The sequence below is a fragment of the Pedobacter riviphilus genome, assembly GCF_014692875.1.
Classification (GTDB): Bacteria; Bacteroidota; Bacteroidia; order Sphingobacteriales; family Sphingobacteriaceae; genus Pedobacter; species Pedobacter riviphilus.
In genome coordinates this window covers 18222-36328 of record NZ_CP061171.1, presented here as the reverse complement: position 1 = coordinate 36328, position 18107 = coordinate 18222, and the positions used below count along the sequence as shown (strand labels likewise).

The 18107-nt window shown below is 38.4% G+C and carries 16 protein-coding genes; 4 read left to right on the top strand and 12 right to left on the bottom strand.

Features of this window, described 5'->3' with window-relative positions:
- Positions 1-131: 131 nt before the first annotated feature.
- From H9N25_RS00165 to H9N25_RS00110, 12 genes are all read right to left on the bottom strand, one after another.
- A complete protein-coding gene (locus H9N25_RS00165) occupies positions 132-1868 on the bottom strand; it encodes an STN and carboxypeptidase regulatory-like domain-containing protein (protein ID WP_190327524.1) in 1737 nt (578 codons plus the stop codon).
- On the bottom strand, positions 1868-2827 hold the full coding sequence (locus H9N25_RS00160) for a FecR family protein (protein ID WP_190327523.1): 960 nt from the start codon (positions 2825-2827) through the stop codon (positions 1868-1870). Before H9N25_RS00160 ends, H9N25_RS00165 begins: the two co-directional genes overlap by 1 nt.
- A 10-nt stretch (positions 2828-2837) precedes the next feature.
- Positions 2838-3422 (bottom strand): RNA polymerase sigma-70 factor, encoded by a 585-nt coding sequence (locus H9N25_RS00155; RefSeq protein ID WP_167295428.1) that lies wholly within the window; start codon positions 3420-3422, stop codon positions 2838-2840.
- Positions 3423-3566: 144 nt separating this feature from the next.
- Complete coding sequence (locus H9N25_RS00150) at positions 3567-4661, bottom strand: hypothetical protein (protein ID WP_223833515.1); 1095 nt, start codon at positions 4659-4661, stop codon at positions 3567-3569.
- Between the two features lie 162 nt (positions 4662-4823).
- Positions 4824-5618: an SDR family NAD(P)-dependent oxidoreductase gene (locus H9N25_RS00145; RefSeq protein ID WP_190327522.1), complete on the bottom strand. Its 795-nt coding sequence runs from the start codon at positions 5616-5618 to the stop codon at positions 4824-4826.
- Between the two features lie 139 nt (positions 5619-5757).
- Positions 5758-6888 (bottom strand): sensor protein KdpD, encoded by a 1131-nt coding sequence (locus H9N25_RS00140; RefSeq protein WP_167292739.1) that lies wholly within the window; start codon positions 6886-6888, stop codon positions 5758-5760.
- Positions 6889-6893: 5 nt separating this feature from the next.
- Positions 6894-7142, bottom strand: a complete 249-nt coding sequence (locus H9N25_RS00135) for a hypothetical protein (RefSeq protein WP_169501874.1) — start codon at positions 7140-7142, stop codon at positions 6894-6896.
- A 168-nt stretch (positions 7143-7310) separates the two neighbouring features.
- Positions 7311-8381, bottom strand: coding sequence for a porin (locus tag H9N25_RS00130; protein ID WP_190327521.1), 1071 nt, complete (start codon positions 8379-8381; stop codon positions 7311-7313).
- Between the two features lie 305 nt (positions 8382-8686).
- Positions 8687-9250, bottom strand: a complete 564-nt coding sequence (locus H9N25_RS00125; protein ID WP_167292733.1) for a K(+)-transporting ATPase subunit C — start codon at positions 9248-9250, stop codon at positions 8687-8689.
- Between the two features lie 102 nt (positions 9251-9352).
- Positions 9353-11380, bottom strand: a complete 2028-nt coding sequence (gene kdpB, locus H9N25_RS00120) for a potassium-transporting ATPase subunit KdpB (RefSeq protein WP_169501872.1) — start codon at positions 11378-11380, stop codon at positions 9353-9355.
- A gap of 91 nt (positions 11381-11471) precedes the next feature.
- Positions 11472-13190, bottom strand: coding sequence for a potassium-transporting ATPase subunit KdpA (kdpA, locus tag H9N25_RS00115; RefSeq protein ID WP_190327520.1), 1719 nt, complete (start codon positions 13188-13190; stop codon positions 11472-11474).
- Positions 13191-13228: 38 nt separating this feature from the next.
- Positions 13229-13306 carry a potassium-transporting ATPase subunit F gene (locus tag H9N25_RS00110; protein WP_082035969.1) on the bottom strand — a complete coding sequence of 26 codons (78 nt, stop codon included), beginning with the start codon at positions 13304-13306 and terminating at the stop codon, positions 13229-13231.
- A 558-nt stretch (positions 13307-13864) separates the two neighbouring features.
- Here H9N25_RS00110 and H9N25_RS00105 point away from each other — a divergent pair.
- The 4 genes from H9N25_RS00105 (at position 13865) to H9N25_RS00090 (ending at position 18090) form a co-directional block, all read left to right on the top strand.
- Positions 13865-14500 carry a Crp/Fnr family transcriptional regulator gene (locus tag H9N25_RS00105; protein WP_190327519.1) on the top strand — a complete coding sequence of 212 codons (636 nt, stop codon included), beginning with the start codon at positions 13865-13867 and terminating at the stop codon, positions 14498-14500.
- Between the two features lie 693 nt (positions 14501-15193).
- Complete coding sequence (locus H9N25_RS00100) at positions 15194-16381, top strand: glycosyltransferase family 87 protein (RefSeq protein WP_190327518.1); 1188 nt, start codon at positions 15194-15196, stop codon at positions 16379-16381.
- Positions 16374-17306: a glycosyltransferase family 2 protein gene (locus H9N25_RS00095; RefSeq protein ID WP_190327517.1), complete on the top strand. Its 933-nt coding sequence runs from the start codon at positions 16374-16376 to the stop codon at positions 17304-17306. The genes H9N25_RS00100 and H9N25_RS00095 overlap by 8 nt, the downstream gene beginning before the upstream one ends.
- Position 17307: 1 nt before the next feature.
- Positions 17308-18090: a polysaccharide deacetylase family protein gene (locus tag H9N25_RS00090; RefSeq protein ID WP_190327516.1), complete on the top strand. Its 783-nt coding sequence runs from the start codon at positions 17308-17310 to the stop codon at positions 18088-18090.
- Positions 18091-18107 lie beyond the last annotated feature (17 nt).

Sequence of the window (18107 nt, the reverse complement as noted above, 5' to 3'; positions counted from 1 at the left end):
GCAGTATAAGCGATCCAGCCAAAAAACGCAATAAAATATAATGGAACAGCGAATAATAACATAAGCATAGAATTGGTAATCAAATATAGCCATTTAATTAATTGAAGCCATAAATCGGTAAAATAAACGATCTATAGAGAAAACATAAAACCAAAGTTCCAGCCTAACCAACCCTGGGCACCGTTTTTAAAGCTGTGCTGCCAGGCAGGAGCTAATTCCTTTTTATAATTTTCACTAGGAACTACTCCTCTCCTTACATAATATGAGTAAGCAGGTCCGGCAAAAAAAGTAAGACGGGATAAAGCGTTAACCTGTAAGTAGCTCTGTATCCTGTACAGGTTGTTTGCTTCTTCAAAATTGCCGAGATATATAGATTGGATCGTTCCTTCGGCGGCGATGGAGAAGCGTTTGTTTAATATAAAATCATGACCAAGGCCTAATCCAAAAGTAAATGCATGGGCAGTATCAGAAAAATTTTTACCTGCAATTAATAAGGTGTATAATTTGGCATTTCCGGTTTTAAAGGCGATGTTGGTATTGATTACCTCATTGCTATAGACCATTATTTTGCGGTAGCCATTATTGGATAGGTTGATCAACCCAATACTGATGCCTGATGATGAATCGGCCAGATTTACCACGCCAAGTTGAAAACCGTCCATATTTTGAGCATGGTTAACCAATCCGGCAAGCTGCATACCCTTTAAACGGCCCGATGTTTTATTCAATACACCTGCCAGCTGAACTCCTGTGGTATTTTTGCTCACATTAATCAGTCCGGCTACCTGCGCTCCTTTAACATCTTTGCCCGAGAGGTTACCAACCCCCGCCAATTGTACTCCCCTTACCTTATTTTCTACCCTGTTCAACAAACCGGACACCTGTAAACCATCTACATTCCTATTTACATCGTTGTAGGCACCCGAAAATTGAGTGCCTTTTACTGATCCGCCCACTACATTGAATAAACCTGCTACCTGAATCTTTTTAATATCGCCTTTGGTTAAATTAAACGCCCCCGCTATTTCAAAGCCATTTGTTCCGGCAGTATAACCACCAAGTATATTTAAAGATACCTTGTTTACTACACTCGAACTCATGCTGCCATGCGAGCTTAAGCCAGGGGTAAACGATGCCTGAAAAGGTGTCTGTGCCAAAAAATTAGGAATATTCAGATTCTGGATACGTTGCTTTGAGGAGAGCAAAAAACGCCATATCCCTCGTCCTCCAAAAGTGTTGGTAAAAAATGCGCCCTTCTCCTTATCTGGATCTTCGTATTTCCCGGGCTTTATATTGATGTCAGCCAAAAAAACCAGGGCTGTATCGCGATAGGTTTCTTTACTTGCCGTTAAAATTACGCCACTGTGCTCGCCCCTAAAACGCAAGGTAAAATGACCATTGTTATCTGTAAGCGCAGCCTGAAGCAGTTTTTTTTCGTAAACACTGGCCTGTTTAACTTTATTTCCGGTTCTGGTATCAACTACATAACCGCTTATTGCATATTCATTGTCGCCATTAGCAATGTGCTCTGCTTCTATTGTTAAATGATTTACGGCATAACGAAGAATAATGTATTCGGCATTTTCTTTATAATCTACCTTACCATCAAATAGCTGATCTAAAACCTCGCGCACCGGAACATTTTTCACATTCAGGCTAACCAGGCTATCCTGTCGGAATAATACTCCGTTGTAAGAAAAATAGAATCCGCCAGCTTTGCTTATCATCTGCAAAACATTGCCAATCCGTTCCTGCTTAACATTTAAACTTACTCCTTTTGATAAATTCCTTCTATAATCAACGGTGGTAACCTGTGCGCTACAATAGCCCGAAATAAAGAGCAATAAGATAATCAGTTTTGTCTTCATTATTTTTTAGCAGACAACAAAATGCTGTTGCCGTTACGGGATAACTGTAAATTTAAGGTTTGGCAGATAATTTCAAGATTCTGGTTTATCGATCCCATTTTTAAAGTGGTATTAATGGTTAAGCCCTTAATCTTTTCATCTAAAGTGATGTTGCTTCCATAAGCCTCGTTCAAGGTAATCACCAGTTTGGATAAAGCAATATTATTGGCCTGGAACATGTTGCTACGGTAGTAATTATAAAGTTGATCGGTGCTTTGTTCTTTTACCAGTTTGCTGGTATTTCCGTCGATATAGATCTTTTCGCCCTTATAAAGCTTAATTTCATTGTTGGCCAGGCGAACCTTCACAATCCCGGTTTCTACGTTAATTTCGGTATCCTTTTTTATATGCTTAATGTTGAACGAGGTACCTACCACTTCTACACTGATTTTTTCAATGTCGATAACAAAAGGATGGATTTTATCTTTAGCTACATCAAAAAATACATCACCTTGTTCCAATTTCAGTTTTCTGTTGTTTTTAAAGTTAGCAGCATAACTTATTTTAGAATTCTTGTTTAAGGTAAGGGCCGATCCATCGGGCAAGGTTTCGGTGCGCACCTGGTTGGTAGCCGCGAGTTCAGTATAATTTCCGCGGCTGTATAAACTATATGCCACCCAACCGCCCACCGCAATAAACAATACCGCAGCTATCCTTAGCCAAATCTTACCAAGATTTAATGGCTTAATATTGTTGACCGCTGGTTTTAAATCTGCTCTTCTTGTCTTAAAACTTGCCCATGCCTGTTCTTCATCCCTTTTATTTTCGTTTTTTAGGGTGTTGCTTACGTTCCAGATGGTTTCTAACTGCAAGAAATGTTTTTTATTGGCCTCAGCAGCATTTAGCCAGTTTTCTACCTTTTCGTTTTCTTCTATAGTACTTTCTTTTAGAAGAACCTTTATCAATAATTCATCAGTCATGTGCTTTCTTCTAATTAAAAAAATCGTTGTAATACCATAATCCGAGTAAAATAAACACCAGGAAATCGGCAAGTTTTAGTCTTAAAATCCTTAAAGCCTTTCCCATTTGATTTTCTACCGTTTTGATTGATAGACCTAAATGATCGGCAATTTCGCGGTATTTCAATTCTTCGAACCTGCTCATTTGGAAAATGGTGCGGCATTGCTCGGGTAAATGATTCAGGGCATCTCTTAAATGCTGCTGTAGCTCTGAAAACTCAACTTTTGCAGCGGCAGGTTCATGTTCTGTATTCATGGTGTGTACCGTAAATTCCTGGTATTTGCTTTTGGTTTTTTCCTGTTTAATATAGTTTAAACTATCGTTGTAAACACATTTGTAGAGGTATGCTTTTATAGATTGTATTTTAAGGTTTTCCCTTTTTTCCCAAAACTTCAAGAACATTCCCTGTACAATTTCCTCAGCAACATCTTCATCCTTTAAAATCACCTGAGCATAAGCATGCAGCGCATTGTAATGCGTTTTGAACAAATGTTCAAATGCGGTATCATCATGGTATTGATGGCTAATTTCGGAAGCTACTGCTGTTAATTCCACGGGTTTAATTGTAGTCAAATATATATTTTTAATAATTTAATGAGAGAATTAGTGATTGAGGGAGAAGGATTGAATGAGAGAATATTAAAATCGATCACTTAAAATTCAATCATCCAAAACTCAGTCATTCAATCATTCACCTATCTAAAAACTAATGGCCAAACCACCTGTATAACCTAAAAACAGGGCATGTAAGGTATTGTCTTTTCTGTCCCAGCTTTTTACATAGTGTTTCTGTAAGTTTTTTCCCTCTTCGGTATTGGTTGACACAAAATTGAACGATGGCCCTGCAAAAATTTCTAAATTTTGGCCTATCCTAAGTGATGGCAGTAACTGGAAGGTAGATTTGAAATAATTGCCCCGTTTAAAGTTTTGCAATGAACCCGCGGTAAGTTCTGCATTTAACCTAAAATGTTCTGATTGAAAAAAGTGAGCACCTAAACCTGCTTCGAAAGCATAAACCTCATCTTTATTTTTGAAGTTATAACCAGCCCCAATAATACCGTATAATACTTTCCCGCCCGATCTGAATGTAGCCATGGTAGTTAAATTCTGGTTGGTGGTTAAAGCAATACTTTTCTCACCGTTTTTAACAATATTGATAATCCCAATCGGATAATCGCTGCTATCGGCCACGTTAATAAAACCGGCAAGCTGAACGCCTTTTACTTTCTTTGCTACATTGATAAAACCTGCAATTTGCGATCCTTTTACATCAGCAGCTTTGTTCATAAAACCTCCAACCTGTACTATCGAAACGTTTTTCGAAGTCCAGTTCATAAAACCGGCTACCTGTACACCGCTGTTTTCTTTTGAGATATTTGCGAAACCAGCAATAGCAACTCCATTTCCACCACCGTAAGTATTGATAAAACCTGCAAACTGCGCCCCGCTTGCTTTGCCACCAATGTGATTGGAAAAACCTGCGAACTGTGTACCGCTTGTATTTTTACGCACAATATTGGAAAGGCCTGCGAATGAGAGCCCTTTTTCTGCTGCCGAAACACCAACCAAAGCATTTAAAGAAAATACATTTGTATCTAGCGCTGCGTGGGTTCCGTTTGTGCTTACCGGATATACCAAACCAATATTTACTTTCCCCTTTTTACCTTCCTGTGCAAAACTATTTAAACCTGTGCTTAATAATATCGCTAAACCCAATGCTTTAACACCAGATGCTTTTTTGAAGTTGAAGTTTGTTGCAAAACTATTTTTAATTTTTGTTGAAGTTGTAATCATTTCTGTCTAATTTTAAAATGAGACAACAAATACAACACTTACCCCTATGTGCAGCAAAAAAATATATTTTTTGCACATCATTATTATTAGAAGTCTTTTTTAGCGTCTAAAAATTAAAAGTTCATTAGCGTACCTATAGGCTCCCAAATCAGCTATAACATACTACAATATCGATCTCACTAAACCGCCTTCTACCCTAATGGCAGCCCCATTGGTTCCCGAGGCTAACGGACTTACATAAAAAGTAACTGCATTTGCAATTTCACTCACATCAAGAAAGCGTTGCAATAATGAAGTAGGCCGCATGTTCTTAAAGAAATCGGCCTCTACCTCAGCAATGGTAATATTTCCATTTTTGGCTAAATCTTCAATAAAACCGCCAACCCCTTTTGATTTTGTAGGGCCGGGCAAAATTGAATTGACAGTTACCTCGGTACCTTGAGTTAATTCTGCCAAGCCACGGCTAACCGCCAGTTGTGCCGTTTTAGTCATACCATAGTGGATCATTTCATCCGGGATAAACACAGCCGATTCGCTGGAGATAAAAATAATCCTACCCCAATTTTTCTTTAACATCTTAGGGAATAGCTGTCGTGATAACCTGATTCCGCTCATTACGTTGACTTCGAAAAACCTAAACCAATCTTCATCACTGATCTCTTCAAAAGCTTTAGGTTCAAAAATGCCTGCGTTATTGATCAGTATATCTATCTCTGGTAGTTTATCAATCAAATTACTTACCTCATCTGCCTTCGAAAAATCAGCGGCAATGCCCGAAATAAATTCGTTCCCGGCAATACCTTGCAACGATTTCACGGCATCGTCTACGCTGCTTTGCGACCGGCCATTGATAATTACTTTTACACCTTCTTTTAATAAACTTTCGGCAATTGCGAATCCTATACCAGCGGTAGAACCGCTTATAAAAGCTGTTTTATTCTTTAACTGTAAATCCATTCTTTGATTTTTAAATAATGTTTACGATAAAATTAATCAAACGTTTAGTATCCTTTTTCCATATCACGTTATTATTTCAACCCAATATAAAGGGATATGGTTTTGATTATTCGAGAATGATGTGATCAGTCATTTTTATTTAAGATAGAATCACCAGATCGATGTCTTTCATTGCTAAATTTTTCAATAAACCATTAAAAACCGCAGTACGCATAATAACCTGAAAAATATTAAGATGGGGTTTGCCAATACAAATGGTCGTAATTTCTTTTTCGTTTGCAATATCAATGATGGTTTTGGTTATCGCATTACTTTTCACTTTGATCACTTCGGCCCCAAGCTCGGTAGCCAGTTTAAAATGGTTAATCAGATGGCGTTGCTTATCCAGTTTAATGCGTTCCATGCTTTCACTATCGCTCTGCACATACAGCACGATCCAAGGTGATCGGTAATACGAAGCCAGTCTTGCTGTTTTCCGGATTACCACTCCTGCAGTTTCGGCATTAGAAGAAATACAGGCCAAAAAGCGTTCGGGTCTAAGTTTAATCGATTTGGGAATTTCGGTCTGGATTTTCCGTTCTACCTGGTGTACCACCTCTTTTAAGGCCAGCTCGCGCAGCTGAAGAATTTTATCTGACTGAAAAAAATTGCCCAATGCCCTTTCGATTTTAGATTGATCGTAAATTTTACCCTCTTTAAGGCGGGTAACCAATTCGTCAGCCGTAAGGTCGATGTTTACGATCTCGTCGGCAATTTCCAGTATCTTATCTGGGATGCGTTCGGTAACAGCTATACCCGTAATCTGCTCAATTTCTTCATTAATGCTTTCCAGGTGCTGGATATTTACGGCCGAGATTACGCTGATCCCTGCCTCAAGCAGATCGAAAACATCCTGCCAGCGTTTAGTGTTTTTGCTGCCTTCAGCATTGGTATGGGCAAGTTCATCGACAATAACAATCTCCGGATGGCGGTTTATAATTCCTTTAAGATCCATCTCTTCGATTTCCTTACCCCGATAGAAAATTTTGCGCCTTGGAATGACAGGAAGGCCGGCAACGAGGGCCTCTGTTTCTGCTCTTTTGTGGGTTTCAACATAACCGATGCAAATATCTACGCCATTTCGCAGCAGTGCATGCGATTCCTGAAGCATACGATAAGTTTTACCCACACCAGCACTCATGCCGATATAGATTTTGAGCTTTCCACGCCTGGATTTTTTAACCAGATCTAAAAAGTGTTTAACCGATTCTTCCTTTTGTTCTTCTTCCATGATCTTTACCAGGTAACAGTCATTATTCCTTTTTCTATTAATATGGTGATGGCAACAATCATAATAAGGGCGAATAAAACCATCGTAAATTTAAGTGAAATCTTTTTGGAAATCAGTTTGATCTGTTTTTCTGTTGCGTAACTGTTCTTTACGTTGGATGTTCTTCTCCTTTTTAATGAACTGAGTTTTCTGATCATCAGCATTCCAGAGGTTGCTAAAAACAGACTGAACAATATTTCTATATAAGGATGCATTCTTTTAATATTAAAATTATTCTAGTCACGTTGTCCAAAGGACTCCTACGGAGAGCCTGTCGAAATGCTTTACCATACATTTTGGCTAGTTCTTCGACAAGCTCAAGGGTGACAAATCTTAATGAGTAATCGTCATTACCAATTAAGTTGGGAATGACGAACCGCGTATTAAAACGATACCGCAATACTTGCTGTTAGGCTAGCATTGGCGTTAACCGCTGCCCCCTCTCTTGCAAAAATTTTATCTTTACTATCATAGGCTTTTCCTTCTAGCCGTACAACGGCATTGGCTATTGGCGAATAATCAAGATTTAAGGAATAACCTTTGGTTTTAAAACCTTGTGGCGTGCCTGTTGCAATAAAAACCCCGTTTTTATCTTCATAATATTCAAATCTTCCGGCAACAGCCCATTTAGGTGCAAATTTATATTGAAGTATTGCCACAGGTGAGATCACCTCGTTTTTATCATCACTGCCTTTTTGTTTCTGTTGAGTTCCATAGTCAAATCCAAGGGTTACACCAAATTTATCAGTAACCTGAAAGATACCGTAAACGTTGTGGTAAAACCTGTTTACCCTAACCGAATCAGCGCCTTCAGTTCCAAGATAATTACTGTAGTTTACCGTGATCTTGTCTGTTGGTTTCCAGGTTAGCTGAAGTCCGCCTGCAGGTTTATTATTTCCATTCTGGCGGGTAATGCGCTGCCATCCGTTTAAGTACAATGCGGTAGCCGTAAATTTACCATCTTTGGTACCATAAGTAATTTTCGCGCCCGATTCATAGTAAGGTGTATTTTCTGAAGAAATATTTCGGGTAAGCACCCAACAATCTTTCGAAACCGCACTTTCGAAACCGATGTGCGAAGAAAAGATTCCGGCATCAATCCAAAGATTTTCTGTTTTGGATAATTTCACACCTGCATTGGCCTCAAAGATATTTTTCAAAACTCCTGGCTCAGCAGTAAGATTGGCATTGGCATAAGTTCCGGCCATTACCGCTAAGTTGGCGCGGATATTTCCACTATCGTAAGCTGCCTTGATAAAACCAAGGTTCAGGTTTACTTCGTTTGCGCGGTTGTGGGAATAAATAAAGCCTGGGCGGTTATGGTCTGCAGATTTATTAAAATCGTATCCGTAATAGGCTTCAAGATAACCGCTTACTTTAATTTTTGGTTCTTCTTGTGCTTTAGCAAAGAATCCTGTTGTAAGTGTAGCAGCAAGTAACAGTATTTTTTTCATTTTATCTGATTGTTTCGTATTGGGCAAAGCCTAAGGCCCTGGCTTGTTGACACCAGACCTTAAAACGTTACCATTGTTATTGTTTGGGAAATTGTTTACTTAAATTGTTGTCAATCTGAGTTTGTAGAAGACCTTTTAATCATTAAAAAGAACAACTTTTTGTCTTTCGATAAGTTCAGGATAACAGATACCTAAGAAATGTCGTCATTGCGAAGAGGAACGACGAAGCAATCTTTCATGCTAGCGACCAGTGCGATAAAGATTTCTTCGTCGGCTGAAAAAGCTTTCTCGCAATGACGATTCTGTTAATTAAGCTCATCAAGGGCAAGATTTAATTTTAGCACATTTACCGATGAAGGACCAAAAACACCCATAAATGGTTTCAGGGTATTCATAGCTACAAGTTCTTTCACTTTTTTAACATCGATTTTACGGGCAGCGGCAACTCTCTGGATCTGAATGGCGGCACCTTGTTCCGAAATATTTGGATCAAGTCCGCTTCCTGATGCGGTAACCATATCGGCAGGGATATCTGATTTTTTAATGCCCGGATTATATTTCAATAAGGTATCGATACGCGACTGCACTTCTTTTAAATAATCGGGATTAGATGGTCCCTTGTTAGAACCTGCAGAACCTGCTGCATTGTAGGCCACAGCTGATGGTCTTCCCCAGAAATATTGAGGTTTGGTAAACGACTGACCCAATAATGCATACCCTACGGTTTTACCGTTTTTGGTGATTTTTTCTCCTCCACCGTGCCCTTTAGACATTTTACCGATAAGGGCTACACTGATAGGATATACTACGCATAACAGTACCAATAGGACTAGGGTTAAGCGGATAGATTGAATAATGTACTTTTTCATAATATTTTTTTAAATTCTTATTCGATTCGTCATTCCCAACTTGATTGGGAATCTTAAAGCGCCTGCATTACGATTCCCGCCTACGCGGGAATGACGAAAATTTTATACAAATAAACCGACCAATAAATCGATTATTTTAATGCCTATAAACGGGGCTACTACACCACCAATACCATATATAAATAGGTTTCTACGTAATAAAGCAGTTGCACCGATAGGTTTATAGGCAACCCCTTTTAATGCTAGCGGAATCAGGATTGGAATAATAATGGCATTAAAAATAACAGCCGACATAATAGCTGATTCTGGCGAATGCAAGCCCATAATGTTCAAGCTTTGCAAAGCTGGTATAGACGCAATAAACAAAGCCGGAACAATGGCAAAATACTTGGCCACATCATTTGCGATGGAAAAAGTAGTGAGTGTACCACGGGTAATCAGCAATTGTTTACCAATTTCCACAATCTCGATCAATTTGGTTGGGTCGTTATCCAAATCAACCATATTACCTGCCTCTTTTGCAGCCTGTGTTCCACTGTTCATAGCTACACCCACGTCGGCCTGGGCCAAAGCTGGGGCATCATTGGTACCATCGCCCATCATTGCTACCAGTTTACCCATTGTTTGCTCATCTTTGATGTAGTTCATTTTATCTTCAGGTTTAGCCTCTGCAATAAAATCATCAACACCAGCTTTTTCTGCGATGTATTTAGCAGTCAATGGATTATCACCAGTAACCATTACTGTTTTCACACCCATTTTCCTCAAGCGTTCGAAACGTTCGCTGATGCCAGGTTTAATAATATCCTGTAACTCAATTACGCCAAGAGCTTTTTCATTTTCAGACACCACAAGTGGCGTTCCTCCATTGGTAGCAATAGTTTTCACATGATTTTCAATGTCGGAAGGGAAAATATTTCCAGCTTTTTCAACTATATTCCTGATCGAATCGAAAGCACCCTTTCTAATCCTTCTCCCGTCGGCTGTATCTAAGCCACTTGAGCGGGTTTCGGCGGTAAATTTGATGAATGTAGATCCTTCTGGTGTTCCGGAAGATTTGATACCCTGCTCAGCAGCCAGTTCAACAATCGATTTTCCTTCTGGGGTTTCATCTGCCAACGAGCTTAGTACGCAGGCATCGGTAAAAGCTTTAATGTTTAGCCCTGTAGTTGGATAAAAATTGGTGGCTTTACGGTTACCAATGGTGATGGTTCCGGTCTTGTCTAATAGCAACACATCAATATCGCCTGCAGTTTCTACCGCTTTACCCGATTTGGTAATTACATTGGCTCTTAATGCCCTGTCCATTCCGGCTATACCAATGGCAGATAAAAGTCCGCCGATGGTTGTTGGAATCAGACAGACAAAAAGGGAAATCAATGCCGCAATGGTTATCGGTGTATTGGCATAATCGGCAAAAGGTTTCAAGGTTACGCATACAATGATGAATACCAAAGTAAAACTGGCCAATAAAATGGTTAAAGCAATTTCATTTGGTGTTTTCTGACGTGATGCACCTTCAACCAAAGCAATCATTTTATCTAAAAAACTTTCTCCGGGAGCAGTACTCACCTGAACTTTAATCTCATCTGATAAAACTTTTGTACCTCCGGTTACCGAAGATTTATCACCTCCTGATTCACGGATTACAGGGGCAGACTCACCTGTAATGGCCGATTCGTCGATAGTCGCAATACCTTCAATAATCTCTCCATCAGTAGGAATGGTATCGCCAGTTTCACAAATAAACACATCACCTTTTTTTAACTGGTTTGATGAACGGATCTCGATGGTTCCGTTTGCTAAAAGCACTTTAGCTGGTGTTTCTTCTCTTGTTTTACGAAGGCTATCGGCTTGTGCTTTACCCCTTGCTTCGGCAATGGCTTCGGCAAAGTTTGCAAACAGTACGGTAAGCAATAAAACTAAAAAGATAAAGAAATTGTATAAAGGCGATCCCTGCCCGTTATGGCTGAAAGAGTATATGGTAACATAAGCCATTACCAGCGTTCCGATTTCTACGGTAAACATCACCGGGTTTCGTACCATTACCCTTGGATCAAGCTTGATGAAAGATTCTTTTAGTGCGGTCTGCACCAAGGCAGGTTCGAACAATTTATTATTGGGTTTCATTTTTTTATTTATTATGTGATTTCTCAGATTTAATCGATTTCACAGATTATGGTATGGTTTGTCATCCTAAGTTTATTGGTGACAATTCTTATTATTTAAGCATAGTAAAATATTCTGCCAACGGGCCTAAAGCTAGGGCGGGGAAATAAGAAAGTGCATTTAACACGATGATCACCGCAAAAGTCATTAGTGCAAAGGTTTTGGTATCCGTTTTAAGCGTACCGGCTGATTCAGGTATAAATTTTTTAGCGCCTAATAATCCAGCGATGGCAACCGGGCCAATAATCGGCAAGAAACGGCCTAAGAAAATTACAATCCCCGTAGATAGATTCCAAAAGATATTGTTATCGCCTAATCCTTCAAAGCCTGAGCCATTGTTGGCATTTGATGAAGTCATTTCGTACAACATTTCTGAAAACCCATGGAAACCAGGGTTATTAAGCCAGCTCTTAGGCTGAACAGCCCATGCAGCATTGCCATGATTAGTGAAGATGTAACTTGCAATTGCAGTTCCTGCCAGGATCAAAAATGGACTCAACAAAGTGATAATGGCCGCAATTTTAATCTCTCTGGCTTCTACTTTATGCCCAAGAAACTCCGGCGTTCTACCAACCATCAAGCCTGAAATAAATACGGCAACAATCAGGTAAATGAAATAATTCAATAAACCAACACCACAGCCCCCGTAGAATGAATTGATCATCATGGCCAACAATTGCCATAATCCAGTTAAAGGCATGGTACTATCGTGCATACCGTTTACCGATCCGGTAGAAATTACGGTGGTCAATGTACTCCAATAAGCGGTAGCTGCCGGACCAAAACGCACTTCTTTGCCTTCCATAGCTCCGGTAGTTTGAGCGATACCCATTTTGGCCAGGGCCGGATTTCCACCTAATTCTGAACTTAAAGTGGGTAGTAGTAGCATGAACAAACCAATGGTCATTACCCCAAAAATGGTCCAGGCTAGTTTTTTTCTGCGGATGAAATAACCAAAGGCAATGATCATCGCTAAAGGAATAATGGTTTGTGCAATCATTTCAACCATATTGGTAAAGTAGCTTGGGTTTTCAAAAGGGTGTGCTGAATTGGCACCAAAATAACCTCCGCCATTTGTGCCCAAATGTTTAATAGCAATCATTTGGGCTGCTGGTCCCCTCGAAACATTAACCGTGTCTCCTTGTAGGGAGATAAATTTATCTTTTCCCTCATAACTTGCAGGCGTACCGTTAAAAGTCAAGATCAAGGCCATCACAAAAGATAATGGCAACAATAAACGGGTGATAGATTTTACAAAAAATTCCCAGAAATTACCAAGTTCAGTTGTTGTTTTATCTCTAAAAGCTTTAAAAAGGACTACCGCAGCTGCAATACCTGTAGCTGCACTCACAAACTGAAGAAACATAAGCACATATTGCTGGGTAAGATAACTTACGCCACTTTCACCGGAATAATGTTGCAAATTACAGTTGGCAACAAAACTGATAACGGTGTTAAAAGCAAGATCTGGTGTCATCCCAGGATTTCCATCTGGATTGAATGGAAGCTTATTCTGAAAAATAAGTACAAAAAAACCATAAAATAACCATAGTATATTAATGGTAAGCAGTGCTTTTAACTGCTGTTTCCAGTTCATCTGCTCTTTAATATTGATTCCGGAAAGCTTGTAAATACCAGTTTCCAAAGGTTTTAAAAAATCTGTCCAGACTTTTTCTCCCGCAAAAACCTTAGCCAGGTATTTACCCAATGGTATTGCGATGACCAGGGTGAGCAGGAAGGTGGCGATAATGCCTATTAATTCGGTGTTCATTTTTTGATTTGTTAATTGCGTTCCGTAAGGAGAAAAGATTAAAATTTTTCGGGTTTGATCAGCACGTAGATCATATAGATAAATACGGCGATGGCGATAATAAATAATGCGATCATAATGTTAGATTTTTTCGAACCAGTCGATTGATTTGTAAGTAGCCCAGCAGAGCAGAACGAGAATTAAAAAAAGTAATATTGTCATGATTGTAATGATTTTACAGGCCAATTGCCAACTCTTATACCACAAAAGACATCACACAAACAAATACCTGATAAACAACAAGTTAAACAAATAATTTTACATAAATAAAAATGAAGCAAAAAAAAACCTTTCCATTTTGGAAAGGTTTTTTTCATTTGGGAAAAATTAATCCACTCATTACCCCGACTAAACTTTGGTCTTAGCGTCTCGTTAAGCCCTCATCATGTAATTATGTGTTTCAAGTTTCCATGGCAAGAACTAAAGTCTTAGCGAGACGATAGCTTTAAAATGATGGTCAACGAAAGATCTCTAAGCGACCAGGATGATAACTAGAGATAATACTTATCATTCTGCATGCAATGAAGAATCTTTTAATAATTTAAATACAACTTCCAGATTATTTTGTATATTATAATTGTTAGATGATTCTTTATCAAAAAAGATCACTTTTGAAACTAAAACTTTATCATGTTATGCTCAATTCTAACAACAACAGTTCTTTTGTACGGCCACTTATCCAGTATATGGAACAATACCATGAGCTATCCGATAACCTTATTGCACAATACGAAAAACATTGCTCATTAGTTACAATCAGAAAGAATAAACATATTGTTTCCCCTGTTGATAGTAATGCATCACTTTACTTTGTAAAAAGTGGCATTGTTCGTGGCTTCATAAAAGACGACGCCAAAGATATTACCACCTGGTTTTGCTTTGGAAATAATATTGTAGGGGCCATTCGCCACCCTGATTTACAATCCAATCACTCTATAGAATATTTACAGGCGTTAGAAGATTGCGAGCTGATCCGTATTCCTTATACGCTAATCGACTATGCATATTCTCATTTCGAAGAGGCCAATATTATCGGGCGAAAACTGCTGGCGCTACACTATTATGCTGCATCAGAAAGATCGATACTGGCCAGAATACCCAATGCATTGCGGCGGTACCAAAAGCTGGCAGCGAGCAGAAAAGTAGACTTAAACAAAATACCGCTCCGCTATTTGGCAAGTTATTTAGGAATGAGATTAGAAACTTTAAGTAGGATTAGAAGCAAAGAGCTGCATAAAGCCGAAAATCGTGGAGCTCTGGCATCAATATAAAAAGTAGTGGATAAAACCCTTTAATTTAGTTTGGTACCTGTTGGCATACGAAAAAACTTTATTTTTATAAGCATCAAAGATCAATCGAAAGGCCTGTTGATCGCCAACAGCTATTTTGAGCATTAAATCTCGTGCCTCTCCCAATTCCTTATTTTGCATATACTAATATAATACTTTCAAAGCAGGTTTTCTTGGTTAACGAAGTATTTTTATAATGCAAAAAGGCCTCATTTATTAAATAACGCTAATTTAAAAAAACTCGCACTGTGTTAAAAATTAACTGCGAACCTACATCGGTGCAAATTATATTTCTGTCAGAATCTATAATTTTTGGCAAGACTACAAAAAAATCTGATTATTTCTGGCAATAAGGATGTAATTCGACAATAGATTTCTTAAAAACAGCTGTTCTGCCTTAAAATAATGCAATTTTGCCCACAACATTGCGCAGATGTAACAGTTCGCAAACAAATCAAGCAATACTGAACTACTTTAACCGCTGGAGTACAGATAAGAGATAATAAATGATTGAAATTAGACTTTAAAGCCACGATAAAAACTGGAACTGAAGCCCAAAAAGTTAGACAAGTTAAAAGCTAAAGCATGCGCTTTTGTATTTTTCTAAGAGAATCGTTAAAAGAATAGATGATTATGCAGACTGTTAAAATAGTTATATTGCGGCGCTAAATCATAATGAACAATTCAAAAAACGCTAATCTTAACAAACTATTCTCATTTCTATTAAAAAAGGAGTGCGTAATTGCCATTTATCTTCTCTTAGCTATTGTTGCAGGTTATAAACAGTACCACCATCATACTTACAACAACTACCTGATTTTCAAATACGTATATTGGCACACGGTAGATCTGCAAAATTTATACAATAACTATCCAGAATATTTAGACAGCAACCATTACGGGCCTTTATTTTCCGTCCTTATCGCTCCTTTTGCATTGCTACCCGATGGTTTGGGCGCAGTGCTTTGGAATGTGGCCAATGTATTGATTTTGCTTTGGGGAATTTATAGTCTTCCTATATCGTTAAACAAACGTACTATCATTGCATGGATCTGTGCACACGAAGCTTTAACTGCACTCTTTAGTTTTCAGTTTAATATTGCCTTAACTGGAATTATTTTACTCAGTTTTTCTTATCTCCTTAAAAAGAAAGAAATACAGTCTGCCTTTTTTATTGCTTTTGGTACTTTGGTTAAATTATATGGAATTGTTGGACTGGCATTTTTCTTTTTTAGCAAGAATAAATTAAAATTCATCGTTGGTTGTTTTATTGCCTTTGCGGTACTATTTGCCTTGCCAATGGCTATTTCGTCGCCGGCCTTTGTAATCCAATCATACAGCGATTGGTATTATTCCCTTGCGCATAAAAATGATTTAAATGCATCATTAACCTCCTTTCAAGATATTTCTTTGATGGGCATAGTAAGGCGGACAACAGGTAATATAAACATTCCGAATACCCCCTTTTTATTGGTTGGTGTTATATTATTTGGGTTACCTTATCTACGGATTAGGCAATATAAATACCTCGGCTTTAGGTTAATGTTACTGGCATCAACACTTATTTTTACGGTGATATTTAGCAGCGGTTCCGAATCGCCAACCTATATTATAGCTTTTGCAGGTGTTGCCATTTGGTTTATGGTGCAGCAAAACCCAAAAAAAGGGTGGATAATAGCGTTGTTTGTTTTTGCATTTGTATTAACCAGCCTATCGCCAACCGATATTTTTCCCAGACCGGTTAAAGAATTTATTCGTCTATATTCGCTTAAAGCCCTACCTTGCGTTATCATTTGGCTAACTATAATTTATCAAATGATGAAAGAAGATTTTGAGTCTTATCTGATTGCCGATAATGAGTAAATTAGTTTCTATAGTAATCCCTGCTTACAACGAAGCCGATAATATTTTTGTAATAGCCGAAAGTATTAAAAAAGTTTTTTCGACCATCGATTATGGTTATGAAATTATCCTGGTTGATGATGGAAGTTCCGATCATACGCTCGAAAAAATAAAGGATTATGCTTCAACAGCAGAAAATATATTTTTCCTCGAGTTCTCTAAAAATTTTGGCCACCAACTGGCGGTTAAAGCGGGTATGGACCACGCTTTTGGCGATTGTGTAATTTCTATGGATTGTGATATGCAACATCCTCCAGAGCTGATTCCGGAAATGTTACAAAAATGGCAGGAAGGTTTCGAAGTGGTGTACACCATCAGGGAAGAGGATAAGAATTTATCAAAAGGAAAAAGAAGCTCATCAAACTTATTTTATAAAACCTTAAACTGGCTATCGGATATCGACCTCGAAGCTGGCGCTGCCGATTTCCGTTTACTTGATCAAAAAGTTGTTAGTGTTTTCAGGAATTTTCATGAAAATGAGCCCTTTTTGCGTGGTTTGGTAAAGTGGCTTGGCTTTAAGCAGTTTGCCATTCGCTACAACCCGGCAGCACGTTTTTCGGGAAACAGCAAATATACATTTAAAAAAATGCTGAGGCTGGCCTTGCACGGCGTTACCTCTTTCAGTATAAAACCGTTGTATTCGGCAGTTTATCTTGGTTTCACTTTGTCTTTTGCCTCTGTACTGTACATCCCTTACATTATTTACGCCTTTGTAAACCATGTAGAAGTTTCTGGTTGGGCATCAGTAATTATGACCATTGTTTTTTTTGGAGGGTTACAACTCATTATCTTGGGCATTATAGGCATTTATGTAGGTAAAATGTTTATGCAGTCTAAAAACCGACCAAATTACATTATCCGTTCAACCAATATTCAGCAAAAATAAAATGGTACTGTTAAGTTTTGATATCGAAGAGTTTGATATGCCTTTTGAATATGGAAAAGATATTTCTTTCGAAGATCAGATTGCTATTTCGAGGGCTGGTACCATTGCCATTTTAGATATTTTGGATAAATACGAGGTAAAGGCAACGTTTTTTTGTACTGTTACTTTTGCCGAAAATATTCCCGATCTGATTAAAAGGATTACCGATACGGGGCACGAACTTGCCTCGCATGGTTATTATCATTCTGATTTTAAGCCCGAGCATTTGCTTCAGTCAAAGCTAAAGCTCGAAGAACTTTCTGGCAAAGAAATTACAGGTTACCGCATGGCGAGAATGATGCCTGTTGACGAAAAGGAAATTGAAAGGGCCGGATATACTTATAATACTTCCATTAACCCAACCTATTTGCCTGGGCGATATAATAATTTTAATATTTCCAGAACACACTTCATTAAAAATAATGTGTTGCAGATTCCAGCTTCAGTAAGCCCCTTAATTAGGTTCCCCCTATTTTGGTTGTCTTTTCACAATCTGCCTTTAAGCATTTACAGAATATTAGCCAGCTGGACTTATAAAAAAGATAAATACCTGAATATCTATTTCCACCCTTGGGAATTTACCGATTTAAATGATTTCGAACGCTTTGGTTTCCCAGGTTATGTAAGGAAGAATACAGGTAGAAAAATGATCGATCGTATGGAAATTCTCATTTCGTGGATGAAGGGCAAAAATTATCCATTCGGGACCTTTCAGGAATTTATCCGTACTATTTCTCCAAACTGATAACTTTTAATTGTAAA